20 protein-coding genes and 1 riboswitch are annotated in these 24,124 nt (G+C 69.5%); of the genes, 12 read left to right on the forward strand and 8 right to left on the reverse strand.

The window, feature by feature from the left end:
• Positions 1-27 precede the first annotated feature (27 nt).
• Complete coding sequence (locus tag AC3EO7_RS12045) at positions 28-627, reverse strand: DUF459 domain-containing protein (RefSeq protein ID WP_431971369.1); 600 nt, start codon at positions 625-627, stop codon at positions 28-30.
• A 118-nt stretch (positions 628-745) separates the two neighbouring features.
• Here AC3EO7_RS12045 and AC3EO7_RS12050 point away from each other — a divergent pair, with 118 nt between their 5' ends.
• The 3 genes from AC3EO7_RS12050 (at position 746) to AC3EO7_RS12060 (ending at position 4,798) form a co-directional block, all read left to right on the forward strand.
• Positions 746-1,513, forward strand: coding sequence for a 2OG-Fe(II) oxygenase (locus AC3EO7_RS12050; protein ID WP_431971370.1), 768 nt, complete (start codon positions 746-748; stop codon positions 1,511-1,513).
• Positions 1,500-2,240, forward strand: coding sequence for an SDR family oxidoreductase (locus tag AC3EO7_RS12055; RefSeq protein WP_435591208.1), 741 nt, complete (start codon positions 1,500-1,502; stop codon positions 2,238-2,240). Before AC3EO7_RS12050 ends, AC3EO7_RS12055 begins: the two co-directional genes overlap by 14 nt.
• A gap of 185 nt (positions 2,241-2,425) precedes the next feature.
• The gene (locus AC3EO7_RS12060) at positions 2,426-4,798 is read left to right on the forward strand and encodes a lysylphosphatidylglycerol synthase domain-containing protein (protein ID WP_431971372.1); all 2,373 of its coding nucleotides are present in this window, start codon (positions 2,426-2,428) and stop codon (positions 4,796-4,798) included.
• Positions 4,799-4,811: 13 nt separating this feature from the next.
• Here AC3EO7_RS12060 and AC3EO7_RS12065 read toward each other — a convergent pair whose 3' ends face one another.
• Entirely contained in the window at positions 4,812-5,504 is a 693-nt protein-coding gene (locus tag AC3EO7_RS12065; RefSeq protein WP_431971373.1) for a methyltransferase domain-containing protein, read from the reverse strand.
• 106 nt (positions 5,505-5,610) lie between these two features.
• On the opposite strand from AC3EO7_RS12065, the gene AC3EO7_RS12070 reads away from it, so the two are divergent.
• On the forward strand, positions 5,611-6,192 hold the full coding sequence (locus AC3EO7_RS12070) for a TetR/AcrR family transcriptional regulator (RefSeq protein WP_435591209.1): 582 nt from the start codon (positions 5,611-5,613) through the stop codon (positions 6,190-6,192).
• A gap of 156 nt (positions 6,193-6,348) precedes the next feature.
• On the opposite strand, the gene AC3EO7_RS12075 is transcribed toward AC3EO7_RS12070, so the two are convergent.
• Both AC3EO7_RS12075 and fadD5 read right to left on the reverse strand, forming a co-directional pair.
• Entirely contained in the window at positions 6,349-6,951 is a 603-nt protein-coding gene (locus AC3EO7_RS12075) for a cysteine hydrolase family protein (RefSeq protein WP_431971375.1), read from the reverse strand.
• Between the two features lie 81 nt (positions 6,952-7,032).
• Positions 7,033-8,604: a fatty-acid--CoA ligase FadD5 gene (gene fadD5 / locus AC3EO7_RS12080; protein ID WP_435591210.1), complete on the reverse strand. Its 1,572-nt coding sequence runs from the start codon at positions 8,602-8,604 to the stop codon at positions 7,033-7,035.
• Positions 8,605-9,067: 463 nt separating this feature from the next.
• Between fadD5 and AC3EO7_RS12085 the strand changes: the two genes are divergently transcribed.
• Positions 9,068-10,039: an NAD(P)H-dependent flavin oxidoreductase gene (locus AC3EO7_RS12085; RefSeq protein WP_431971377.1), complete on the forward strand. Its 972-nt coding sequence runs from the start codon at positions 9,068-9,070 to the stop codon at positions 10,037-10,039.
• A 53-nt stretch (positions 10,040-10,092) separates the two neighbouring features.
• Here AC3EO7_RS12085 and AC3EO7_RS12090 read toward each other — a convergent pair whose 3' ends face one another.
• Entirely contained in the window at positions 10,093-11,070 is a 978-nt protein-coding gene (locus tag AC3EO7_RS12090; protein WP_431971378.1) for an MBL fold metallo-hydrolase, read from the reverse strand.
• A 196-nt stretch (positions 11,071-11,266) separates the two neighbouring features.
• Here AC3EO7_RS12090 and AC3EO7_RS12095 point away from each other — a divergent pair, with 196 nt between their 5' ends.
• The 3 genes from AC3EO7_RS12095 to AC3EO7_RS12105 all read left to right on the forward strand — a co-directional run bounded on the left by AC3EO7_RS12095 (position 11,267) and on the right by AC3EO7_RS12105 (position 16,883).
• On the forward strand, positions 11,267-11,563 hold the full coding sequence (locus AC3EO7_RS12095; protein ID WP_431971379.1) for an acyl carrier protein: 297 nt from the start codon (positions 11,267-11,269) through the stop codon (positions 11,561-11,563).
• A complete protein-coding gene (locus tag AC3EO7_RS12100; protein ID WP_435591211.1) occupies positions 11,560-16,650 on the forward strand; it encodes an SDR family NAD(P)-dependent oxidoreductase in 5,091 nt (1,696 codons plus the stop codon). The genes AC3EO7_RS12095 and AC3EO7_RS12100 overlap by 4 nt, the downstream gene beginning before the upstream one ends.
• 89 nt (positions 16,651-16,739) lie before the next feature.
• Positions 16,740-16,883 (forward strand): hypothetical protein, encoded by a 144-nt coding sequence (locus tag AC3EO7_RS12105; protein WP_435591212.1) that lies wholly within the window; start codon positions 16,740-16,742, stop codon positions 16,881-16,883.
• 4 nt (positions 16,884-16,887) lie between these two features.
• On the opposite strand, the gene AC3EO7_RS12110 is transcribed toward AC3EO7_RS12105, so the two are convergent.
• The 3 genes from AC3EO7_RS12110 to AC3EO7_RS12120 all read right to left on the reverse strand — a co-directional run bounded on the left by AC3EO7_RS12110 (position 16,888) and on the right by AC3EO7_RS12120 (position 18,693).
• Positions 16,888-17,283, reverse strand: coding sequence for an RNA-binding S4 domain-containing protein (locus AC3EO7_RS12110; RefSeq protein WP_431971381.1), 396 nt, complete (start codon positions 17,281-17,283; stop codon positions 16,888-16,890).
• Between the two features lie 75 nt (positions 17,284-17,358).
• Entirely contained in the window at positions 17,359-18,015 is a 657-nt protein-coding gene (locus AC3EO7_RS12115; RefSeq protein ID WP_431971382.1) for a C40 family peptidase, read from the reverse strand.
• Between the two features lie 15 nt (positions 18,016-18,030).
• Positions 18,031-18,203: riboswitch (cyclic di-AMP (ydaO/yuaA leader) on the reverse strand.
• 208 nt (positions 18,204-18,411) lie between these two features.
• Positions 18,412-18,693, reverse strand: coding sequence for a hypothetical protein (locus tag AC3EO7_RS12120; protein WP_431971383.1), 282 nt, complete (start codon positions 18,691-18,693; stop codon positions 18,412-18,414).
• A gap of 149 nt (positions 18,694-18,842) precedes the next feature.
• Between AC3EO7_RS12120 and AC3EO7_RS12125 the strand changes: the two genes are divergently transcribed.
• The 4 genes from AC3EO7_RS12125 to AC3EO7_RS12140 all read left to right on the forward strand — a co-directional run bounded on the left by AC3EO7_RS12125 (position 18,843) and on the right by AC3EO7_RS12140 (position 24,084).
• Complete coding sequence (locus AC3EO7_RS12125; protein WP_431971384.1) at positions 18,843-20,024, forward strand: AAA family ATPase; 1,182 nt, start codon at positions 18,843-18,845, stop codon at positions 20,022-20,024.
• Between the two features lie 197 nt (positions 20,025-20,221).
• Positions 20,222-22,174: an acyl-CoA dehydrogenase family protein gene (locus AC3EO7_RS12130; protein WP_431971385.1), complete on the forward strand. Its 1,953-nt coding sequence runs from the start codon at positions 20,222-20,224 to the stop codon at positions 22,172-22,174.
• A gap of 397 nt (positions 22,175-22,571) precedes the next feature.
• A complete protein-coding gene (locus tag AC3EO7_RS12135; RefSeq protein ID WP_435591213.1) occupies positions 22,572-23,534 on the forward strand; it encodes an alpha/beta fold hydrolase in 963 nt (320 codons plus the stop codon).
• Positions 23,535-23,796: 262 nt separating this feature from the next.
• A complete protein-coding gene (locus AC3EO7_RS12140) occupies positions 23,797-24,084 on the forward strand; it encodes a hypothetical protein (protein ID WP_431971387.1) in 288 nt (95 codons plus the stop codon).
• Positions 24,085-24,124 lie beyond the last annotated feature (40 nt).

Below are 24,124 nucleotides of genomic sequence, written 5' to 3' on the forward strand. Positions count from 1 at the left end.
CTTTCATCGAGGGCATCCGCGAGAAACTCAGCGGGACAACCACTCCCGCCAGGCGGGCAGGATCAGCGCCGCCATCGCGTCGTAGCCGCCCGCGCCGGGGTGCGCGCCGTCGCCCGCACGCACCTCCCGCATCCACACCTCGTTCGCGCGCAACGCGTGGTGCACGCGCACGTACGGCGTCCGAGCCGCGGCGCAGATCTCGGCGAAGCGTTCGTCGAGGCGCGCGGTGCGGGCGTTGTGGGCGTCGTCGTCGATCGGCGGCGGCGCGACGAGCAGCGCGGGCCAGCCGCGCTCGGCGGCCGTGGTCAGCATGCCGGTCAGATTGGCCGCCGTGGCGTCGGGTTCCACACGCGGCGAACCGTTCTCGTGCGTGGCGTCGTTGACGCCGAACGAGAAGACCACCCGCGCCTCGGTCCCCTCGGGCAGCCGCGGCGCGCACTCGGCCTGCCAACGCGCGGCGATATCGGCCGAGGTCTCGCGGCGGACGCCGAGGTTGTATCCGGTGAAGGGCACGGCGTCGGCGTGCGCGGCGACGCCGAGCCGCCCCGCCCAGCCATGACAGAGCGGATCGCCGACGCCCGCGACGAACGAGTCACCGACGAAACAGATGCGAAGATCACGAGCCACCGGTCGATCCTCCCGTGTCCCTTCTTGTGCCGAGATCCCGGCCGCTCGAAATTCGGCCGACGAAGGCAATAAGATCACCGTGTTCGTCCGGGAGGGAGTGACGTTGTCAGGGGAATCGGTGAGTCAGGCGCCCGCGCCGCCCGCGTGGTTCACGGAATTGTTCGCCCATCGGCGCTGGATCCGCAGGTCCGGACCGTTTCCGCACGTGTATGTACGCGATGTCTTCGTCGACGACTTCTACCAGCGGCTCGCCGCCGAATACGAACGCGTGCGCGTTGCGCGGGCGGGCTCGTTCGAGAAGGTGGCCGACAACTACAGCGCCGACGCGATCCCGCTCACCGACCTGCGCAACGGACCGCTCGCACTGTTCACCTCGCGGGAATGGCACGACCTCATCGCGTCGGTGGCGGGCGTGGAAGTGACGGGCGACGTGGAGGGTTCGATTCACCACCACGCGCCGGACAGCCCCGCGGGCTGGCCGCACAACGATCTGAATCCGGCGTGGTTCTCCGGCTCGGCTCCCGGGCCGGGTGAGGTGCGGTTGCCCGATTCGAGCGTGAACACCAAGACCGGGACGAAGTCCGAGGGCGTCACCGCGCGGGAGACGGTGCGCGCCGTCGCGGTGCTGTTCTATCTGGGCAATCCGGGATGGCAGCCGGGCGATGGCGGGGAGACCGGGCTGTACGCCAACATCGCCGATCCGACGCCGACGCTGGCGGTGCCGCCGCTGGACAACTCGATGGTGGTGTTCGAATGCACCCCGCGGTCCTGGCACACCTACCTCGGCTACAACCGGGCGCCGCGCAGCAGCATCGTGATGTGGCTGCACCGGCCGAAGGAGGACGCGATCCAGCGTTGGGGAGGAGACCGCATTGTCTACTGGTGAATCGGCCCGCGGCGGCCGCCGGGTCTGCCTGCTCACCGGGGCGGGCGGCACGCTGGGCGACGCCTTCTGCCGCGCCCTCTACACCTCCTACGACATCGTCGCCGTCTGCGGCGCTCGCATTCCCGCGACGCCCTCGCAGCACGAGTGGTTCGTGGATCCCTTCGATCCGCAGGCCGACGTGCCGGAGAACGACTCCCGGGTCTTCCTGATCCGTTCCGATCTGACCGCGCCCGGCGAGGTCGAGCGCGTCATCGACCTGGCGCTGGCCAAGTTCGGCGGCATCGACCTGCTGGTCAACAATGCCGCGAGCCTGCGGCTGCATCCGCAGGGGCTCGTCGACGGGGATTCCGCGATCGACGACTTCGCATCCCAGTTCGCGCTGAACGTGGGCGTGCCGCTGCGGCTTTCGGCCCGGCTGGCGCAGCGCGGCTGGATGCACGACCTCGACGGCAACCGGGCGCGCAACCGCAACATCGTCAACGTCTCCAGCCTCTCCGGCTCCAAGGTGTACCCGGGCGGCCAGGCGGTGTACGCCGCGTCGAAGGCGGCGCTGAACCATCTGACCCGGCACCTCGCGGCGGAGTTCGAGGAGTTCGGCGTCCGCGCCAACGCGGTGGCTCCGGACAGCTTCCCCGCTCGGGTTCCGACGGAGAAGGTGCTCCAGGCGATCGTGGAACTGGACGCGGGCGCGATGAACGGAGGCGTGTACAGCGTCGTCGCGAACTGAGCCCGCCGGGTCCTCGCGGCGCCGCCTCTGGCAGTGTGAGCAGGGGCCGAAGCGGCACCGCGCGACGCCGCACCGCCGCGGCGTGTTGGTGCCGATCGCCCGCGGTGACCTGCTGCATACTCACGGAACGTGAGACAGGGGGTCGCCGAGCCAGCGCCAACTCGATCCGAAAGTGCCGATACGACATGCGAGTCGACGGGCGGGAGATCCCGGTAACGGGCAATCTCCTGGAACCGCTGATCCGGCGGACCACGGACATCGTCCGGGTCATGCTCGCGGCGCTGTGGCTCGGTGTGGTGATCGCGGCCTCGGTCATCACCAGACCGGAATGGCTGGCGCTCGAGGATTCGGTGTCCGACATCGTCGGCTTCCTCACCCCGGACCAGTCCAACCTGGTCTACCTGCTCTACGGCATCGCGATCCTCATCCTGCCGTTCGCGATCCTCATCGAACTGGTCATCGGCAGGCAGTGGAAACTGCTCGCCGGATACGCCGCCGCCGGACTCGTCGCCGGCCTGCTGCTCTCCATCACCGGCACCGGCATCTCCGCGCCGCAGTGGCACCTCCAGGTGCCCGATCGGCTCGACACCTTCCTTTCCCAATTCCTCGACGATCCGCGCTGGATCGCGATGCTCGCCGCGGTGCTCACCGTCTCCAGTCCGTGGCTGCCGACCAGGCCGCGGCGCTGGTTGTGGTTCCTGCTGCTGGCCTTCGCGCCGATCCATCTCGTGGTCAGCACCGTGGTGCCCGCGCGGGCGATGTTCGGCCTCGCGGTGGGCTGGCTGGTCGGCGCGCTGATCGTCTGGGTGGTCGGCACACCGGCGCTGGAGGTGCCGCTCGACGCCGCGGTGCGGGTGCTCGCCAAACGCGGGCACACCGTCACCGGATTCACCGTGGTGCGGCCCGCGGGCTCGGGGCCGCTGGTGCTCTCGACCGCCGTGACCGGCCCGGAGCGCGAGCTGACCGTCGAGATGTACGGCAAGAACCAGCGCAGCCACGGCGCACTGCGCATGCTGTGGCGCTGGCTGACCTTTCGCAGCAGCGAGACCGGGGCGCTGCACGGTTCCATGCACCGCGCCGTCGAGCACCGCGCGCTGATGACGATCGCCGCGGGCGATCTCGATCTCGCAGGCCAGCAGGTGGTCGCGGTCGCGGCGCTGGATCGCGGCTGGATGCTCTACGCGCACACCGACTCCGGCGGCGTCCCGATCGCCGAGATCCCCGGCGAGCGGCTGCCCACGGTGTGGAAGGCGCTCGACGCGCTGCACGGGGGCCGGATCGCACACGGCGACCTGCGCCCCGAGGACATCCGCGTCACCGAGGACGCCGTGCTGTTCAGCGGTTTCGGCAGCGCCGAGTTCGGCGCCTCGGACACCCAGATCCAATCCGACATCGCGCAGCTGCTGGTCACCACGGCCGCGATCTACGGCAAGGAATCCGCGGTGCGCGCGGCCATCGAAGCGCTCGGCGAGCAGACCGTGCTCACCGCGACCCGCCGCCTCATCAAATCAGCCACCCCCTCCGGTATCAGGATGTCGATTCCGGAGTGGAAGTCGGTCGTGTCCGAAACCCGCGACGAGGTGCGCAAGCAGACCGGCAAGGACCGGATCGAGGCCGATCAGATCACCCGGTTCTCCCGTAACCAGATCATTCAGCTGGTGCTGCTGATCGGGCTGGTCTACGTGGCGTACCCGTTCATCAGCCAGGTCCCGACCTTCTTCACCCAGCTGAAGACCGCCAACTGGTGGTGGGCGCTGCTCGGGCTCGCCGTCTCCAGCCTCACCTACGTCGGCGCCGCGGCCGCGCTGTGGGCCTGCGCCTCCGGCATGGCGAACTTCCGCAACCTGGTCATCATGCAGATCGCCAACACCTTCGCCGCGACGACCACGCCCGCGCGCGTCGGCGGTCTCGCCTTGAGCGTGCGGTTCCTGCAGAAGAGCGGGCTAGGCGCGGTGCGAGCCACCGCGGCCGTGGCGCTGCAGCAGGCGGTGCAGGTGATCACCCACGTCAGCCTGTTGATCCTGTTCAGCATCGTGGCGGGGACCTCGGCGGACCTCTCCCATTTCGTGCCGGATCCGACCATCATCTACCTGGCCGCCGGTGTCGGTGTCGGCATCATCGGCACATTCATGTTCGTGCCGAAACTGCGGCGCTGGCTGAACAATTCGGTCCGGCCGCAGCTCCAGGAAGTGCTCGGCGAACTGGGCCAGCTGGCGAGGGACCCGAAGCGGTTCGCCATCATCGTGGCGGGCGGTGCCGCCGTCACGCTCGGCATGGCGGGTGCGCTGTGGGCCAGCGTGGAGGCCTTCGGCGGCGGCGCCACCTTCGTCACCGTCACGATCGTCACCATGATCGGCGGCACCCTGGCCTCGGCCGCCCCGACCCCCGGCGGCGTCGGCGCCGTCGAGGCGGCCCTGATCGGCGGCCTCGCCGCCTTCGGCCTTTCCGTGGACATCGCGGTGCCCGCGGTGCTCCTCTACCGCGTCCTCACCTGCTGGCTGCCGGTGTTCTGCGGGTGGTTCACCATGCGCTGGATGACCTCGAAGAACATGATTTAGGGCGGAGCGCGAGCTAGTCCTTGGTCGCGCGGAGGATTCCGGCGATCGGCGGGACGGTCTCGAACTCGACCGAGCGGAAACCCGCTGCCAGCAAGGGTTCTCGATAACGGCGGATGTCGACGGCGGCGAGCGGGTCGGCGTGGTGGTCGGTCGCGGTGTCGCGGGTGCGGTGGGCCGCGAAACGGGACATCGCGCGGATCGCGCCCGGTAGTACCCGGCCGGTGGGGTGGGTGTCGGCGAGGAGCAGTCTGCCGCCGGGGCGGAGCACGCGGAACATGTGGGCGAGCGCGGCCTCGCGCTGCGCCTCGGGGATGTGGTGCATGACGAAGGTGCAGGTCACCACGTCGAAGGAGGCGTCGGGCCGGTCGAGGGTCTGCGCGGGGCCGAGCTCGAAGCGGCAGTTCGGCTGTTTCGTGCGCGCGGTGGCGTAGGCGATCATCCGCGGCGACGGATCGCGGCCGACGACCTCGCCCGCGGGACCGACACGGACCGCGAGCGCACGGGCGAGATCACCGGGACCACAGCCGATATCGAGCACGCGATCGCCGGGCGCGGCGCCGCTGTGGGCGATGAACTCGTGGTCGAGCGCGCGCCCGCGGCCGAGCGCGAACGCGGAGCGGAGGAACCGGTAGCCGCGCGGGCGGGTGATGAGGATGCCGATCTCGGCGGGTTGCTTGTTTGCGGACTGTTGTGCGTTTCCGGACATATGTTCATGATCGAAGGTGGCCGCCGCGGCGACCAGAAGCAGAAGTACGGAATCCGTCCGGTTCGGGACAGTGCGGCCCGATCCGTCCGGAAACGCAGGGATTGAGATGCACGAGACCACCGACCGCCGGGTGCGGCGCACCAGGGCGACATTGCACCGGGCGCTGATCGAACTACTCCTCGAACGCTCCTACGAGCGAATCACGGTGCGCGACATCCTGGATCGCGCCGACGTCGGACGCTCCACCTTCTACGCGCACTTCCGCGACAAGGACGACCTGCTACTGGTGAGCAGCACCGAATACCTGCGCGCGGCCATCACCGCCGCGCGACCGGACGACCCGGCCGCGCCGCCGCCTTCGGCGCCGCTGGCGCCGATCTACACGCTGTTCCGGCTGGCCTCGGAGAATCCCGAGGTGTATCGCGCGCTGCTCGGGCGCAAGGCAGGCGGCCAGCTGCTGCGTGCCACCCGCGGCATGGTCGGCCGGGTGCTCACCGAACAACTGTCCGGACGCTTCGCCATGGACGACGAGGAATTCGCCGCGATGGTGAACTTCCTGTCTTGGGGCGTGGTCGGCACGCTCGGCGCTATCGCCGAGGCGGACCCGCCGATCCGGGCGGACATCGCCTATCGCCGGTTGGAGACGCTGATCGGCCCGGGCCTGACGGGACGCGTCCGAGCGGATTGATTCCCCGTCCGCTTCCGCTGACACTCGACCTTCTCGCCGGGCGCGGCGGGCGGGTGCGGCGCGGAGAATCGATGGGGCGCGCTGTCGTGCTCAGCGGCGGAAGCGATCGACGGTTTCGGCCGCGGTGGTGGGCGCGGAGTTCGAGTGGGCGTTCGCTCAGCGGTGGATGATGTCGAGGGCTTCGGCGGCGGTCACGCATCCCGCGGTGACGAGCTCGAGGTTGGCGAGGGTCGCCTCGTGCGAGGCGGGATCGGCGGCGGTGACGCAGTCGGCGACCGGGTGCACCGTGAAACCGAGATCCGTTGCGTGGCGGGCGGTCTGCTCCACGGTCAGGTTGGTGGCCACGCCGGTGACGAACAGGGTGTCGAGGCCACGGTCGGTCAGCCAGTCGGCGAGGGCGTTGCCCGCCAGCCCCGAGAGCTTCTGATTGTCGTAGGTCGCGCTCGGTTGCGCCGCCATCTCCGTGATGAGCTGGGTGCCTGGCGATTCCGGGCGGAACTCGGTCTGTGCCGCGCCGACCGACCGCATGAAACCGGTGTTGCGCACCAGCCCGCCCTCGCCGACGGGAATGGTGAAGCGCGTGAAGATCACCGGGAGCTCGGCCGCGGCGGCCGCGTCGTGGAAGTCCACCGCGCGCGGCACGACGCCGCTGGCCGCGACCGGCGCGGCGAGCATCGGACCGAAGAATCCCTCGGGCCGGATGACATTGACCTGCCAGTGCAGGGCCAGCACGGCGGCGCGGATGCGTGGAATCGCCATGCGTCGATCCTGACGCATCCGCGCCGCGCGCGTGGCCGGTTTCCACGACCCAGTTCGCGGAACCGACACGCAGGCAAGGTACTAGGACGAATAGTCCTTGCGCAGCTGGACTTTCACGACCTTGCCGCTGGCGTTGCGCGGCAGCTCGGGCACGATCACCAGATCCTTGGGGTGCTTGTACCTGGCCAGGTTCTCGTTGAGGTACGGCTCCAGCTCGTCCAGGGTCAGCTCGGCGTCGGGGTCGATCAGCGCGACCACGGCGACCGGCACCTCGCCCCACTTCTCGTGCGTGCGCCCGACCACGGCGGCCTCGCGAACCTTGGGGTGTCCGAAGAGCACGTTCTCCACCTCGGCGCAGTAGATGTTCTCGCCGCCGGAGATGATCATGTCCTTCTTGCGGTCGACCACCCAGACGAACCCCTCGTCGTCCGCGCGAACCAGATCGCCGGAGTGGAACCAGCCGCCCGCGAAGGCCTCCGCGGTGGCTTCTGGCTTGTTCCAGTAGCCCTGCATGAGAGTCGGTCCGCGGTAGACGATCTCGCCGACCTCGCCTGGCGCGACATCGTTCATCTCGTCGTCCACGATGCGGGCCTGGATGGTGGGGATCGGCTTGCCCACCGAACCGAGCTTGCGCAGCGCGTCCTCGCCTTCCAGCACGCAGGTGATCGGCGACATCTCCGTCTGGCCGAAGACCGCGACATTGGCGGCGTTCGGGAAGCATTCGGCCATGGCGCGCAGCACCGAGTCCGAGGCGGGCGCCGCGCCCCAGCTGAGCATGGTGAGCGCGAGCTTGCGGTCCTTCACCGTGGGCTCGGCGCAAATGGCCTGCCACTGGGCGGGTACGCAGAACGCGGTGGTGGCCTGCTCCTTCTCGACGGCGTCGAGGAACTCGGTGGGATCGAACGCGCCGAGCGGATGCAGCACGGTCTTGCCGCCGAGCAGGAAATACGGTGCGAGACTGCCGAGTCCGGCGATGTGGAACAGCGGCGAGGTGCAGAAGCCGATGGCCTCGGGGCCGAGGTCCATGACCCGGATACAGGTCAGCGCCTGCGCGTTCATGTTCGCGTACGAGAGCACCGCGCCCTTCGGGCTGCCCGTGGTGCCCGAGGTGTACATGATCAGCGCGGGGGTGTCCTCCGGAATGTCCAGCGGCCTGTGGGGCGTCCCCTCCTCGGCCAACACGTCGTCGTAGCCGAGCACGTCTTCGGCGGTCTTGCCGCCGATCACGATGCAGGTCTCGAGTGCGGGCGCCTGCGCGAGCACGGCGGTGGCCAGCGGCTGCAAGACCGTGTCGGTGACGATGGCCTTGGCCCCGCTGTCGCCGACGATGTACGCGACCTCCGGCGGGGTGAGCCGGAAGTTCACCGGCACCGCGATGGCGCCGAGCGCGTTGATGCCGAAGACCGCCTCGATGTATTCGGGGTAGTTCAGCGCGAGAAGGATCACCCGGTCGCCGAACCCGACGCCGCGCCTGGCCAGCGCGTCGGCGAACTTCAGCGACCGCTCGTGCAGCTGCTGCCACGTCGTGTCCACACCACGGAACCGCAGGGCGACCGCGTCCGGACGCATCTGCGCGTGGGCGGCGATCTGATTGTTCCAGTGGTTGCGCCGCGACCTGATCGGCTCGTCGAGCGCCTGTGCACCGGTGGTCATGCCACGTACTCCTCTCGGACCGCCTGCAAGCGTCCGCCGGAGTGGCCGACCGCGTGGACGGGCTGAATTGAGATGAGAATAACAACTAACTTAACCGGGCGGCAAGAGATCAAGAGATGAATCCTCGTTAATTGTCTCAGCGAGGTTCCAAGATCATGAAAACCGCCTTCAGCTGCACTTATGCGGATATCCTTCGCCTTCATCGGCGCTCCGCGAGCGCCTAATACCCACTCATCCATGCGAACCGCGACTCACTTACCAGTTGTACACAAGTCGATTTTCGTGTCACGATCATGGCGTCGGGGCGGTCCGGCACGCCCACGCGAACCCGGCGGTGGGACGAGCCGTCACCGTTCGAGGAACACAGCGGTTCCGGCAACAGCGCGGTTCGAGGAACACAGCGGTTCGGGAACACAGCGGCGAGCGATCCCCCGGACGCCGCGGTCACACGGAGGAGAGCGCAATGCTGCGTACCAGGTTCACCGAGGAATTCGGGATCGAGCACCCGATCGTGCAGGGCGGCATGATGTGGGTCGGCCGGGCCGAACTCGTCGCCGCCGTCGCGAACGCAGGCGGGCTCGGTTTCATCACGGCGCTGACCCAGCCCACCCCGGACGATCTGCGCAAGGAGATCGAGCGCACCCGGCAGCTGACCGACAAGCCCTTCGGCGTGAACGTCACCATCCTGCCCTCGATCAACCCTCCGCCGTACGCGGAGTACGTGCAGGCCATCATCGAAAGCGGCGTGAAGATCGTCGAGACGGCAGGCAGCAATCCGGAACCGTTCCTGCCGTACTACAAAGAGGCGGGCATCAAGGTGCTGCACAAGTGCACCAGCGTGCGGCACGCGCTCAAGGCGCAGAAGATCGGCGTCGACGGCGTGAGCATCGACGGCTTCGAATGCGCGGGACACCCCGGCGAGGACGACATCCCCGGCCTGATCCTGATCCCCGCCGCGGCACGCGTGCTCGATATCCCGATGATCGCCTCCGGCGGCATCGCCGACGCGCGCGGCCTGGTCGCCGCGCTCGCGCTCGGCGCGGACGGTGTCAACATGGGCACCCGCTTCCTGTGCACCGCGGAGTCGGCGATCGATCAGAAGGTCAAGGAACAGATCGTCGCCAACAGCGAACTCGACACCCAGCTGATCTTCCGCACCCTGCGCAACACCGCGCGCGTGGCGGACAACGAGATCAGCCGCAAGGTGGTCGAAATCGAGAAGGCGGGCGGCACTTTCGAGGACGTGCGGGAACTGGTCGCGGGCGCGCGCGGCCGCCGGGTCTTCGAAGAGGGCGACCTGGACGCGGGCATCTGGTCGGCGGGCTTGGCCCAGGGCCTGATCCACGACATCCCGACCTGCGGCGAACTCATCGGCCGCATGGTGGAGGAGGCGGAGGAGCTGATCAGCGCTCGCCTCGCCTCCATCCTCGCCTGAGTCGTTGCGGCTCGGGAATCCCGGCCCGCCGCGCCGACGAGTCCAACCGAGCGTCAGCGCGAAGGGTTACGGGCGGCTCGTGCCGTGACCGCGGCGAGGTCGTGACCGGCGACGATCTCGATGTCGTCGGGCAGGGCGTGCAGGCGGTGGATGACGGCGAAGGCGGCGTCGCGATCGGAATCGAACAATTGGCCCGGCATGGGCGCCTTTTCGCGCAGCAGGTCCACCTGGAGTTTGCTCCACACGGCGTCGCCGGCGAGCAGCACGCGGGTGCCGTCGTCCACCGCGAGCAGCACGCCGATGCTGCCGGGGGTGTGGCCTGCCAGGTCGAGCAGCAGCACGGAACCGTCGCCGAACAGGTCCTTGCTGCGCGGGAAGGTCAGCACCGGAGGACCGTCGAGTTCGAACGGGTCGAAAGCGCGACCGCGCAACGGACCTCGGGCCACCCCGACCGGCGCGTGCTCGCCGAGCATCGCCCAGGCGTGCTCGGCGGCGGGAAGCCGGACCGGTATCTCGCCGGGCAGTTCCAGCAAGCCCGACACGTGATCCCAGTGCAGGTGCGTGGGAACGACGAAATCGATGTCGCCGCCCGCCAGATCGCGCGCGGCCAGCGCGTCGGACAGACCGAGCACCGGCTTGTCCGGCGCGGCCAGCAGCGACACTGGGAACGGCAGCTCGGGTATCACCCGCTCGTGCACGCCTGAGCACAGCGCGGGGTCGACGAGGAACCGGGCCTTCGGGTGTTCGATCAGGAACGCCGACATGATCAGCGGCAGCTCCCGCAGGCTGCGCACGCCCTCGGCGACGATGGTCTCCGGAGCGGTCATCTCGCCCTGCGCAAGCACGGTTAGCCGGACGGTAGCGGAAGGTCGCGGCGGCTCGGCGACGGTCAGCCGGGCCAGCAGGTCGGTGTCGGGACGACGTGGGCGCAGCAACCGCGCAGGGGTCGCGGCGAGCGCGGCGCAGCAGCGCAGCACGGTGGGCAGCGTCGGCGTGCGCTCGGCGCGCGTGGCACGGTCGGGTTCGGGCACGGTTGTCACCGTATGTGACGCGCTGGTTTCCGGAAAGCATCGGCGACACGCGCGGCGGCGGAAACTCTCGGCGTGTCGCCAAACGCGCAGGCGCGCAGCGGAAAACGGACGTTTTCCGGCCCTCTCCGGTGCGGCATAATCGCGGGGGTACCGTTCCCGGGCCGCAATCCGCCGGGAGACGGGGAGGGAGGACGAGATGCGGCCCAGTCACCCGGACGGGCGAAGTGATACCGATCGAAACGGCCATACCGACGTGCGCGGCAGGCGTGCCGCGCACACCGCCGCCGCGGTCACAGCGATCGCCGAGTTGCTCGGCGTCGAGACCGCGGCCGTGTCCACCGATACACCGTTCGCCGAGCTCGGTCCGATCTCCGCGCAACTCGCGCGGCTGACCGCACAACTCGAGGACGCGATGGGCGTCGAGGTGTCGCTGGAAGCCGTGTACGACCACCCCGATATCGAGCAGCTGGCCGCGTTCCTCGCGATGCCATGACGGCAGGCACTCCGTCCATACAGCCACCGGTCGCCATCATCGGCATGGCGTGCCGCGTGCCCGGCGCAGCGGGCTTGGAGGAATTCTGGCGGCTGCTGACGAGCGGGCGCGACGCCACCGGCGATCCACCGCCGGGCCGCGCGGTGACCAGGCGGGCGGGCTATCTCGACGACATCGAGTGGTTCGACAACGACTGGTTCGCCCTCTCCGCCCGCGAGGCCGCGCTGATGGATCCGCAGCAACGCGTCGCGCTGGAAGTATCCGTCGAAGCGCTCGACGACGCCGGAATCGGCTATCGCACGCGCGGTTCGGACGCCGCGGTGATTTTCGGCGCGTGCGGATACGACCACGGCGTCACGGTGCTCGGCGGCGGCGAGCAGGACGCGCCGTACGCGGTGACCGGTTCGGCATTGAGCATCATCGCCAACCGGCTGTCCTACGCGCTGGATCTGCACGGGCCGAGCCTGGTGGTGGACAGCGCGTGTTCGTCCTCGCTCGCGGCGGTGGACCTGGCCCTGCGGCTGCTCGCGGACGAGACGGTGCCGTTCGCGATCGTCGGCGGCGTGAATCTGACGCTGCTCCCGCACACCTCCGACTACCTGGCCGAGAGCGGATTCCTCGCGCCCGACGGACGCAGCAAACCGTTCTCCGCCGCGGCCGACGGCTACGCGCGCAGCGAAGGGTGCGGCGTGCTGGTCCTGCAGCGCACCGCCGACGCGCATCGCGAAGGGAATCGGGTGTACGCCGAGATCCTCGGCGCGGCAGTCGGTTCCGACGGGCGCTCGAACGGCCTCTACGCGCCGAACGGGCGTGCCCAGCGCGAGACCATCCGCACCGCGTGGTCCCGCGCGGGCCTCGACCCGCGCGGGGCGGGCTACATCGAATGCCACGGCACCGGAACGGCTCTCGGCGACGCGGTGGAAGTGGGCGCGCTCGCCGCGGTGCTCTCCGACGACGACGCCGCGGACACCTGGATCGGTTCGGTGAAGTCCAATCTCGGCCACCTCGAGGCCGCGGCGGGCGTGACGGGGCTGATCAAGACCGCGCTGTCGATTCACCACGGTGTCATCGCGCCGACCATCCACTTCGACACCCCGAATCCGCTGCTGAAGCTCACCGAGCGCGGGCTGCGTGTGCCGCGCGAGCCGGTCGACTGGAGCGCGACTCCACCGCGGGAGCGGCTGGCCGGGGTGAGCTCGTTCGGGTTCGGCGGGACCAACGCGCACGCGGTGCTGCGCGGGCATCCGACGACGACGGCATCGCGCGGCGAGGAGCCTCCGGTGCTGATCCCGGTGACCGGGCGCGACGTCGCGGATCTACAGATCCAGGCGTTGGCGCTGGCGCAGCGGCTCGATGCGGCGGGCGAGTCCGCGGCGAGCACCTTGGCCACGGCGGCGGCACGGTTGCTTCCCGAACACGCGCGGGCCGGCGTGCTCGCGCACGACCGCGCGGAGGCGATCGCCGGATTGCGCGCGTTGGCCCGCGGCGAAAGCGGCGCAGGGATCACCGGTCCCAGTACGGGCAGGCAGCGCGGCGGTGTGCTTTTCCTGTTCGCTGGGCAGGGCGGACAGCACGCGCGGATGGGACGGGCGTTGGCGGCGCGCTATCCCGTGTTCGCGCGCGCACTCGCCGAGGCCGCGGACGCGATCGCGGCGCAGGGCGGGCCGAGGGTGTGGACGCCGCGCTACGGGTTCGGTCTCGGCGGAGACGGCCGCGTGGCCACCGAACTGGTGCAGCCAGCGATCTTCGCCTACCAAGTGGCTTTGGCGAAGTTGCTCGACTCCTGGGGTGTTCGGCCCGACGCCGTCGTGGGGCACAGCCTCGGCGAGATCGCGGCGGCCGCGGTGAGCGGCGGGCTGACGCTCACCGATGCGGCGCTGGTCGCGGTGCGGCGCAGCCGCGCCTTGGCGCGGCTCGACGGACAGGGCGCGATGGCGTTGCTGGAGGCGACGCCGGACGAGGCGGAGCGGTTGGTCGCGCCGGTACAGGCCGAAGTGGGTATCGCCGCGGTGAACGCACCGCGTTCGGTGGTGGTGTCGGGGACACCGCGCTACGTCGACACCATCGTGCGACGGGCGAAGCGCCGCGGCATGTTCGCGCAGCGCATCGCGGTCGACTTCGCCGCGCACAGTCCTCAGGTGGCCCCGGTGCTCGCCGAGTTCGTCGACGGATTGGCCGATTTGGCGCCGCGCACACCGCACACGCCCATGTACTCCACCGCGCGCCGCGCCGCCGTACTGACGACCGCCGCGCTGGATCGCGGCTACTGGGCCGAGAACGCCTCGGGCACAGTGGAACTCGCGGCCGCGCTGGAGCAGGCGGCCGCGGACGGGCTGACGACGGTGCTGGAGCTCGCGCCGCATCCCGTCCTCGCTCCGGCGGCCCGCGAGTTGCCCGACTTCCGCGATTCCACGCATCCGGTGGCGGCCCGTGACGACGAGGCGGGGACCTTCCTGCGCTGCCTGTCCCGGCTGTACGACGAGGGCCGCTCGCTCGACTGGTCGGCGAGCGGACCGTATCTCGCCCCGCCGCCGCGAAGACGCTGGCGGCGTAGTCGATTCGCGCCGGTCACACAGACGCGCCCGGAAACGGCGATCCCCGCCTTCCGCCCGGATTCGCTGGACGACAATGTGGTGCAGGGTGTTCCGACGGTACCGGCCGTCTACTGGATACGCCGACTGCTGCACCTGGCGAACGGCGCGGCCGCCGGGATGATCGCCGATTTCGTGGTCAACGAACGCACCGACCTGACCGTCCTGGCCGCCGCCGAGTACCACGCGGACGATACGAGCGTGCGGGTGCGAGCGGGCGACACGGTGCTCGCTTCGGCGCGGCCCGCACCCGGCCCCGCGCCCGCCGACATCGTCGCCTGGATGCGGGCTGTCGACGCGAACCGCGCCACCCAGCACCGCATGCGGCCGTTGGCGCCCGGCGCCTTCTACGAGGCATTGCGCCGCAGGGGTCTCGAGTACGGTCCGCGATTCCGTTCGCTCCGTGCGCTCTCGGCCGCGCCGGGCTGCGCGGTCGGGCACTTCGACGCCGCCGAATTACACAGTGCCGCAACACTGGACGGCTGCCTGCATCTCCTGGCCGCCGCCGCGGACGGCGCACTACCCGACGGACTCGTCCCGCTGCCCATCGCGATGGACACGGCGTGGGTGTCCACCGAACCGGGGCGTGTGGCGGCCGAGGCGCACGCCGTCGTCCGTGAGCGCACGGCGCGGGGCTTGATCGGCGACATCGTGGGCACCGATCAGCACGGCGTTCCGGTGCTGGCGTTCGCCGGCGTGCGCGTCCGTTTCGCGGACGCGGCCGCGCTCGGCCACATTCGACAGGACGAGGATTTCGGCGAGGACGAACGCGGCGCGTTCCGCATCGAAACGTGGCAGCCGATGCTCGCGGGCGATCCCCGCTCGTCACAGGCGGCGCGGAGTGATTCCGGCACGCACGCGTCCCGCGTCGCACACCGTCGGCGCGCCCTCGTGGTCGGTGAGTCCGATCTCGCCGTCCGCCTGTCCCGCGCGCTGGAGCGCTCGCTGCCGACCGAGCGGATCGCGCGCGAACCCGACGCCGCGAGCGCCGTTCTCGCATCGGTGTCGCCGGCCCGCGACGCCGCCGACCGCACCGCGCTGGTGGTGGTCTGGCCCGAGGACAGCGCCGATCTCGGAGCGGCCGCGACGACCTCGCTCGGACGGGCGCTGGACCTGCTCCAACGCGCTCGAGCCGACACCTCGATCGTCTCGCTGACGGTGGTGCTCCCGGCACGCGCGCGGCGCGGCGGAGTCATCGCCAACGCCCTTGCCGGACTCACTCGTACCCTGCAACTCGAATCGGGGCGCGAGGTGCGTTTGGTGTGGGCCGATTCCGACCCGCGTACGCTCGCCCGGCTCACCGAACTCGTCACCGAACCCGACGACTCCCTTCCGACCGAAGTCGAAATGACCAGGGGCGACATGGCCGTCCGGCGGTTCGTCCCGGCCGCGCCCGACGCCGCACCCCTCGTGATCGATCCGAGCGGAACCTACGTGGTGACAGGCGGTCTCGGTGCGCTGGGCGCGGTCGCGGTGCGCTGGCTGCTCGACTCCGGCGCACGCGACGTGGTGGTGCTGACGCGATCGCCCCGCCCGGTGCCCGCCGTGCTGGACGGGTCCGAGGATCACGTCGTCGTCGTCCGCTGCGACGTGACCGATCGAAGCGATCTCGCCAACGCGCTCAACGACATTCGCGAATGCGGTTCCACCATCCGCGGTGTGGTGCATGCCGCGGGCGCGCTGGAGGACGCGATCTTCGACGCCGTCGACCAGGATCAGCTGGCGCGGATGTTCGCGCCGAAGGTCGGCGCCGCGGCCGACCTGCTGGCGCTGACCGCCGCCGACCCCACCGATTTCGTGCTGCTGTTCTCCTCGGCCACCGGCGCTTTCGGCGCCCCGGGTCAGGCCGCCTACGCCGCGGCCAACGCCGCGATGGACGCGATCGCCGCATCGGCGGACGGTGGGCGCGTGCTCAGCATCGGCTGGGGCGTGTGGACATCGGGTCTCGCGGCGGCGGCAGGCGGCGCGGAGCATCTGCGACGAGCGGGGATCGCCGCACTCGACGCGGAACGCGGCGCGGCGATGCTGGCCAAGGCCTTGCGGTACCGCGGGCCGTATCTTCTGGCGCTGGACTACACGCCCTCCGGCCACCGGTCTCCGGTAGCCGACCGGCTCCGCGAGCTCTTCGGCGAATCGGTATCCGGGCGGGTTCCGGACGCGATCGGTGCTGCGGCCCAGGGACTTTCCGTCGCATCCCGCAACGGATCTGTCCGCCGGTCCGATGGCGCGGCGGGCACCGAACCGGAGCCGATCACCGCCGCCATCCGCCGCGTGCTGGCCGCCACACTGGACCGGCCTGCCGAAACCATCGGCGCCACCGACGATTTCAACGATCTCGGCCTCAGCTCGCTGCTCGCGATCGAGGTGCGCCGCACCCTGGAGGCCCGGCTGCGCATCGCGATCTCGACGGCCGAACTCTTCCAGCACCCCACCATCGCCGCCCTCGGCGCCGCACTGGCCGACCGAGTCGCCGCAGACGACAGCGAGGCACCGTGACGGCGAGTTGTTCACGGAGACGTTCGCGGGCAATGGTTTTCGGCACGCGGTGATCGATTCGGTAGCACGGGCTCGAGGACCTCATCGTCGTGGAGGGCCGCAACCACTATCCGTCCGATATCGAGTCGACGGTGGCCGCCACCGCGCCCGAGATTCGCCGGGGCCATGTGACCACCTTCGGCCACGACGACGGGCGGCGTGAGGATCTCGTGGTGGTCGCGGCGACGACCTGAGCGGTCAGTCCTCGGTGCGGCCCAGCAGACGGTCGGTTTCGCGACGCTCGCGTTTGGTGGGGCGACCGGTGCCGCGATCTCGGCGCGGCATGGTCGCGAGGATCTCGGGGGAGGGCGGCGGCGGGCTGCGGTCGATCAGGCATTGCGCGGCGATCGGAGCGCCGACGCGCTTGGTGATGACCCGCTCGACGATCACGATGCGTTCGACACCGCCGGCCCGGATACGGATTTCGTCACCAGGCCGCACCGGTTGGGCGGGTTTGGCCGTAGCGCCGTTGACGCGGACGTGCCCGCCTCGGCAGGCCTCCGCGGCCGCGGACCGGGTCTTGAACAGGCGTACCGCCCAGATCCAGGAATCGACCCTGGCCTGCGATGGGGCAGCCTGTATTCCCTGCGGCACTGGTTCAGACTATGCGTAGGTCCGCCGTCGCTCCAACCACGGCGGGCGACGACGGACCTCGTCCGACGGTTTTCGTCAGTCCACGATGCGACGCGCGGTGACCACCATGTCCGGACGCAGCGGGGTGTAGGACACCGGCTGGCCCGACTGAACGGCGTTGAGCAGCTTGCCGTCGCCCGCGTAGAGGCCGACGTGGCCGCCGCCGTTGGTCACGACGATGTCACCGGGCTGCAGGTCCTGGAAGGCGACGGGAGCGCCGACGTGGGACTGCTCGAAGCTGGTGCGGGGCAGCTCGATGCCAGCCTGCCGGTAGGCCCACTTCACGAGGCCGGAGCAGTCGAAGCTCGACGGACCCGCGGCGCCCCAGGAGTACATGGCGCCGACCTTGGACTTGGCGGCGTCGAGAGCGATGTCGCCCGGGCTGTTCTGCTGCTCGAACAGGTTGGGCATCTGGAAGTTCGGGAACTGCGGCGCGGCGAGCGGGGCCTGCTGAGGGGCGCCGGGCTGCGGCGCGGCGAGCGCCTGCTGAAGCTGCTGGTTGAGCTGCTGGACCGGCTGCTCGAATTCTTGGGGGACCGGCACATCGAAACCACCGAGGCCGGGGATGTTGATCGTGGCGGCCATCGCGGGCACCGCGGGCATCGCGCCGGTGGCGGCCACCGCACCCAAGACGAGAGCACCCTTCACGGAATTCGGCAGTCGCGATTCCCGCTGCAAGCTGTGTTTACCCACCGAGCTGAGTCTCCGATCTTCCTGCTCTTCCACCGACCGGGTTAGCTGACGGGTTCGGGCCGGGAAGATCGGCCCTACCGCGGCGGCCTTGTGGCCTTTGCGGATTCACCCCAGACGAACCTGTGGGTCCCCGGTTCGACAGCCGGATCCTGGTGTGGCTCCGACAGCCGATTAGGCGGTGACTTCATGGCGCCACTCCACTTACGAAGCGACTCCCTCCATGAAGTCACGAAGAGATTACGATGTCGGCGCGGTGTTGTCCAGCGCACAGCGCGTGGTTTTCGGCCTCTTGTGAAAATTCACTGGACGACCGGGCGAAATGCTGCTGCGCCCGTTAGGTCACGACTAGGTCACGGCGCGTCGAGTAGCTGTTACGAACCGTGCAGTGCCTGTTCGCTATCGCGCGTCGCGGTCGGCGACCGCCCGCTCCAGCTCCACGATCCGCCTGCGCGCCTCGGCGAGTTCGGCTTCGAGCCTGGCCACCGCCAGCTCGAGTTTGCCCAGCGCCATGACCAACGGGCCGACCGCGAGATCGGCTACCAGTTGCGGGTCGTCGTATCCCTGTTCGATGGCGACGAGGATGTTGGACCGGATCAGGCCGGCCTGGGTCGCCCCGGCGGGCACGGTCCACGACTCGACCACCTCGGCGGTGGTGTGGGGAGCTGACTCCTCGGACATGACCCCTCCGTTCCCGCGCGCCGACCGTTCACCGAACCGCCCCAAGCGTAAAGACTTCCGCGCAGAAGACAAGCGCGAAATACCCCTCTCTACGACATCACGTAGAGATAGCAAGATTCCGATGTCCGAACGCGCTACGGTGTGTGGGCATGGACCCCGTGCGCAATCCGTATGCACCCGGCGCGGGTCAGCGCCCGCCCGAACTCGCCGGGCGCGACAAGCAACTCGCCGCCTTCGACATCGTGCTGGAGCGCATCGCCAGGGGCAGGCCGGAACGCAGCGTGATGCTCACCGGATTGCGTGGCGTCGGTAAGACCGTGCTGCTCAACCAGCTTCGCTCGGCGGCCATCTCGCGCGGCTGGGGCACCGGGAAGATCGAGGCGCGGCCGGATCAGGAACTGCGCCGACCGCTGTCCTCCGCGCTGCACATGGCCACCCGCGCCATCGCCATGGCGCACCGCAATCCGGAGCGGGTCGACGATTTCCTCGGCATTCTCAAAGCCTTCGCGCTGCGGGCCACCGCGGACAAGGGCATGCGGGAGCGCTGGCAGCCCGGTATCGACGTGCCCGCGGTGTCGGGGCGCGCCGATTCCGGCGACATCGAGATCGATCTGGTGGAGCTGCTCAAGGAAGCCGCGGCGCTGGCCGGCGACATCGGCGTCGGCATGGCGATATTCATCGACGAGATGCAGGACCTGGGCCCCGCCGACATCTCCGCGATCTGCGGAGCCTGCCACGAACTGAGCCAGGACGGCGCGCCGCTCATCGTCGTCGGGGCGGGTCTGCCGCACCTGCCCGCGGTGCTTTCCGCATCGAAGAGTTATTCGGAGCGCCTGTTCAGCTACCACCGCATCGATCGGCTGGACCGGGAGTCGGCCGACCGGGCGCTGATCGCGCCCGCCGAGCGCGAGGAGGTGAAGTTCACCGAGGAGGCGCTGGAGGCACTGTACGAAAAGGCCGATGGATATCCCTATTTCGTGCAGGCCTACGGCAAGGCGGTCTGGGACCAGGCCCCGGAGAGCCCGATCACCGCCGAGGATGTCGAGGTGGCCTCGCCCGCCGCCGAGGAGGAGTTGGCGGTCGGGTTCTTCGGATCTCGCTATGAGCGGGCAACCCCCGCGGAGCGGGAGTACATGCGAGCCATGGCCGATCTGTCCGGCGACGACGGTCCGGTCGCGACGGCCGCGGTGGCCGCCGAACTCGGCCGCAAACCGGCCTCGCTCTCGCCCGCGCGCGACGGCCTCATCAAGAAGGGGCTGATCTACTCGGCCGAGCGCGGCACGATCGGCTTCACCGTCCCGCACTTCGGACGCTATCTGCGCAGCGTGTGATCGCCACTTCGACGGGGGACGCACCGCGAAGGCGACGCCCGTCCATAGACCGCGCACGCCCGGAGCGCACCCGCGTATTCACCTTTCTATCAAGATCATTAGAAATCGATAGAAATCGATACCCCCATTCACCTACCGGTGAGTAACCGACTTTCCTACACTCGAATGTGATTCTGATCACCTCCGAGGAGGACACCATGGCGACTGCCGCGAAAGTCGACGCCACCGAAGAACAGGCTCGCGCACTGGTCGAGGAATCCCGCGAAACCGGCTGGGCCAAACCATCGTTCGCCAAGGAGATGTTTCTCGGACGGTTCCGGCTCGATCTGATCCACCCCTACCCGCAGCCGAGCGCCGAGGACGCCGCCCGCACCGAGGCCTACCTGGCGCGGCTGCGGCCGCTCTGCGAGAGCATCGACGGGTCGGTGATCGAGGCCGAGGGCCGCATCCCGGACGAGTACGTCAAGGGCCTGGCCGAACTCGGCTGTTTCGGCCTGAAGATCCCCGAGTCCTACGGCGGCCAGGGCCTGTCGCAGTACGGCTACAACCGCTCGCTCATGCTCGCAGGCTCGGCGCATCCCAGCATCGGCGTGCTGCTCTCGGCGCACCAGTCCATCGGCGTGCCCGAGCCGCTGAAGCTGGCGGGGACCCCCGAACAGAAGGCCGAGTTCCTGCCCCGCTGCGCGGCGGGCGCGGTGAGCGCGTTCCTGCTGACCGAGCCCGATGTCGGTTCCGATCCGGCCCGCATGGCGAGCACCGCGACCCCGACGGCCGACGGCGAGGCCTACGAGCTGAACGGCGTGAAGCTCTGGACCACCAACGGCGTCGTGGCCGAACTGCTCGTGGTGATGGCGCGGGTGCCCAAGAGCGAAGGGCATCGCGGCGGCATCTCCGCGTTCGTGGTGGAGGCCGACAGTCCGGGCATCACCGTCGAGCGCCGCAACGCCTTCATGGGTCTACGCGGCATCGAGAACGGCCTGACGCGCATGCACAACGTGCGGGTACCGAAGCGCAACCTCATCGGCAGGGAGGGCGACGGGCTCAAGATCGCGCTGACCACGCTCAACGCGGGCCGTCTCGCCATCCCGGCGTTGTGCACCGCCGCCGCCAAATGGTCGCTGAAGATCGCCAGGGAGTGGAGCGCCCAGCGCGTGCAGTGGGGCAGGCCGGTCGGCGAGCACGCCGCGGTGGGCGAGAAGATCTCCTTCATCGCCGCGACCACCTACGCGCTGGAGGCGGCGCTCGACCTCTCGGCGACCATGTGCGACGAGGGCCGCAACGACATCCGCATCGAGGCCGCGCTCGCCAAGCTGTGGGCCAGCGAGATGAGCTGCCAGATCGCCGACGAACTGGTGCAGATCCGCGGCGGACGCGGCTACGAGACCGCGGCGTCGCTCGCCGCCCGTGGCGAGCGGGCCGTCGGCGCCGAGCAGCTGCTGCGCGACCTGCGCATCAACCGGATCTTCGAGGGTTCCAGCGAGATCATGCGGCTGCTGATCGCGCGCGAGATGGCCGACGCGCACATGGCCGCCGCGGGCGCGCTCGTCGACCGCAACGCCGAGCTCAAGGACAAGGCCAAGGCCGCCGTCGGCGCCACCGGCTTCTACGCCAAGTGGTTCCCGCAGCTCGCCGTCGGCGCGGGCACCGTGACCGGTACCTACGCCGAATTCGGTGCACTGGCACGGCATCTGCGGTTCGTCGAACGCAACTCGCGCAAGCAGGCGCGTTCGCTGATGTACGCCATGGCCCGCTGGCAGGCCGGTCTCGAGTACCGGCAGAACTTCCTCGGACGCATCGTCGACATCGGCGCCGAGCTGTTCGCCATGTCCGCGGCCTGCGTGCGGGCCCAGGCGCAGCTCGCGAGCGGAGGACCCGAGGGGCACGCGGCCGTGGAACTCGCCGACACGTTCTGCCGCCAATCGCGCGTCCGGGTGCGCAGGCTCTTCGACGCGCTGTGGGAGAACACCGACGACGAGGACCGCACGCTCACCAGGGGAGTGCTGGACGGGCGGTACCAGTGGCTGGAGGACGGCATCTTCGACCCCAGCGAGGGCACCGGACCGTGGATCGCCGACTGGCAGGTGGGACCGTCCACCGAGGCCAATCTGCTGCGTCCGTTCTTGCCTTCGACGCGAACCCACGCCACGTAGAGGTCGGCGCAGAGCGCCCGGTGGGGCCGGTCCCCACCGGGCGTCAGGCGACTCTGCGCGAGTATCGCCGATTCGGTAGAGAGTCATAGATTGCCGATACACGCGGGCGGCTGTGGTTCGTCCGCAAAATCTGGGGGTTTCTAGGAGGTTCGGTAGACCGCCCGATACGAAGGTCGTGAGCGGGCGATCGAGCGGAATCTCCGACTATCTAGCGATTCGGCTAGATTTTCGTAGATTCTCCTGCGAAGTGGTCGGTCAACCGAAACCGATCGACCGGCGGCCTCGGTTGGACAACGTGTCCATAACGTCCGGTATGGGCGGCTAACGGCGCGGAAATGGATATCGAACAACCTGTCAAGACGCTCCGGCACAGGTGCCACGCCGCAGGAGAAAGCCAATGTCGACGATCGCCCGCCGCGCCGCCGATTACGACGGCCACCGTGTCACGGTGTCGACCGATGACGGTATCCCGATCTCGGTCCGCACCTTCGGCGCCGACGATGCGCCGCTCACCGCTGTGTTCGTGCACGGGCACTGCCTGCACACCGAATCGTGGTCCTTCCTGCGGGAACAACTCACGCGCCAGTGGGGCGACGCCATCAGGATGGTCTTCTACGACCACCGGGGCCACGGCGCGTCCGGCGTGGCCGACCCGGCGACCTACACCATCGACCAGCTCGGCCACGATCTCGACGCGGTGCTGCGCGCGGTCACGCCGGTCGGCCCGGTGGTGCTGATCGGACACTCCATGGGCGCGATGGTGCTGCTCGCCTACGCCAGGCTGTTCCCGGAGGCCATCGGGACGCGCGTGGTGGGCGTCGGCCTGATCGCGGGCGCCGCCAACGGGCTCACCGAGGTCGGCGTCGGCCGGCTCCTGCACCGGTACGCGGTGGTCTCGCTCCAGACCGCCGTGCTGCGCGCGCCGCGGGTCATGCAGGCGTCGAAGCGGTTCTCCCGGCGCATCTTCGAGCCGATCATGCGCGAGGCCAGCTTCGGCACCAGGAAGATCAATCCGAGGATGATCGCCGTCGCGACGGCCATGCTCAACGAGACGCCGCTGCTGACCATGTCCAGCTTCCTCGGCTCGCTGATCGCGTTCGACGAGACCGCGACGCTGCACCGGCTCGGCACCATCCCGGCATTGGTGCTCGCGGGCTCGGCCGACATCGTGGTGCCGTTCGCGCACTCGGTGCTGCTGGCCGCGCAACTGACCAGCTCGGAGCTGGTCCGGGTCGAGGGCGCGGGCCACAGCGTCATCCTGGAGCGGGCCGAGGAGGTCGCCCTGTCGATCGTCGCCCTGGTGAACCGGGTATCGGCGACGATGACCACCCCCGGCCCGGAGTACGCCGCCGCCAGCTGATCCGGCCGAACTTCACCGCTGCGGTTGCGAACCGTCGCGGGAGCGCGCACCCTCGATGCACCCCCCGAAGACGCGGGCAACATATCCGCAAATCTGAGAATCCCGAATCGCACGAGCTTGTTCGGGATTCTTTCTGTACTGTGTTGTAAATCACGTTGTGTGGTGAGTCACACGACTCGGTAGCGCGCGGCCCTGGGGAGATCTCCGGAACCGCCCGTGCTGGCCGGGCTCGCACGGCCACCGGGGAACTCAGGAGGTAACGATGACACGCAGCGATATCGCGGAACTCCGCTACGCGGTCAACCAGCTCCGGCAATCCATCGGCGCACTGCGCACCCACTACGGCGACGCGAACACGGTGCGACGGCTGGAAAACGACCTCGACCGGCTCGTCATCGATGCCGACGAGTTCGAGCAGTCGCCGCCGCCCGAAGTGACCCGGCGCCCCCAGGAGACCATCTACGTACCGGACAGCAAATCCGACGAGGCGGCCTGGATGGGCGCACAGGACGAGGGCCTAGGCTTCCACTCCCGCCCACGCACGAAGTAGCGACTCGACAGCGGGGGGCGGCCCTTTGTTTTTGGGAGGA

The organism is Nocardia sp. bgisy118 (assembly GCF_057708605.1).

Coding starts and splice junctions, on each gene's coding strand:
- AC3EO7_RS12060 (WP_431971372.1), top strand. CDS start 2,426: ATGCGAGTCGACGGGCGGGAGATCCCGGTAACGGGCAATCTCCTGGAA.
- AC3EO7_RS12065 (WP_431971373.1), bottom strand. CDS start 5,504: ATGTCCGGAAACGCACAACAGTCCGCAAACAAGCAACCCGCCGAGATC.
- AC3EO7_RS12070 (WP_435591209.1), top strand. CDS start 5,611: ATGCACGAGACCACCGACCGCCGGGTGCGGCGCACCAGGGCGACATTG.
- AC3EO7_RS12075 (WP_431971375.1), bottom strand. CDS start 6,951: ATGGCGATTCCACGCATCCGCGCCGCCGTGCTGGCCCTGCACTGGCAG.
- fadD5 (WP_435591210.1), bottom strand. CDS start 8,604: ATGACCACCGGTGCACAGGCGCTCGACGAGCCGATCAGGTCGCGGCGC.
- AC3EO7_RS12085 (WP_431971377.1), top strand. CDS start 9,068: ATGCTGCGTACCAGGTTCACCGAGGAATTCGGGATCGAGCACCCGATC.
- AC3EO7_RS12095 (WP_431971379.1), top strand. CDS start 11,267: ATGCGGCCCAGTCACCCGGACGGGCGAAGTGATACCGATCGAAACGGC.
- AC3EO7_RS12100 (WP_435591211.1), top strand. CDS start 11,560: ATGACGGCAGGCACTCCGTCCATACAGCCACCGGTCGCCATCATCGGC.
- AC3EO7_RS12120 (WP_431971383.1), bottom strand. CDS start 18,693: ATGTCCGAGGAGTCAGCTCCCCACACCACCGCCGAGGTGGTCGAGTCG.
- AC3EO7_RS12125 (WP_431971384.1), top strand. CDS start 18,843: ATGGACCCCGTGCGCAATCCGTATGCACCCGGCGCGGGTCAGCGCCCG.
- AC3EO7_RS12130 (WP_431971385.1), top strand. CDS start 20,222: ATGGCGACTGCCGCGAAAGTCGACGCCACCGAAGAACAGGCTCGCGCA.
- AC3EO7_RS12135 (WP_435591213.1), top strand. CDS start 22,572: ATGTCGACGATCGCCCGCCGCGCCGCCGATTACGACGGCCACCGTGTC.
- AC3EO7_RS12140 (WP_431971387.1), top strand. CDS start 23,797: ATGACACGCAGCGATATCGCGGAACTCCGCTACGCGGTCAACCAGCTC.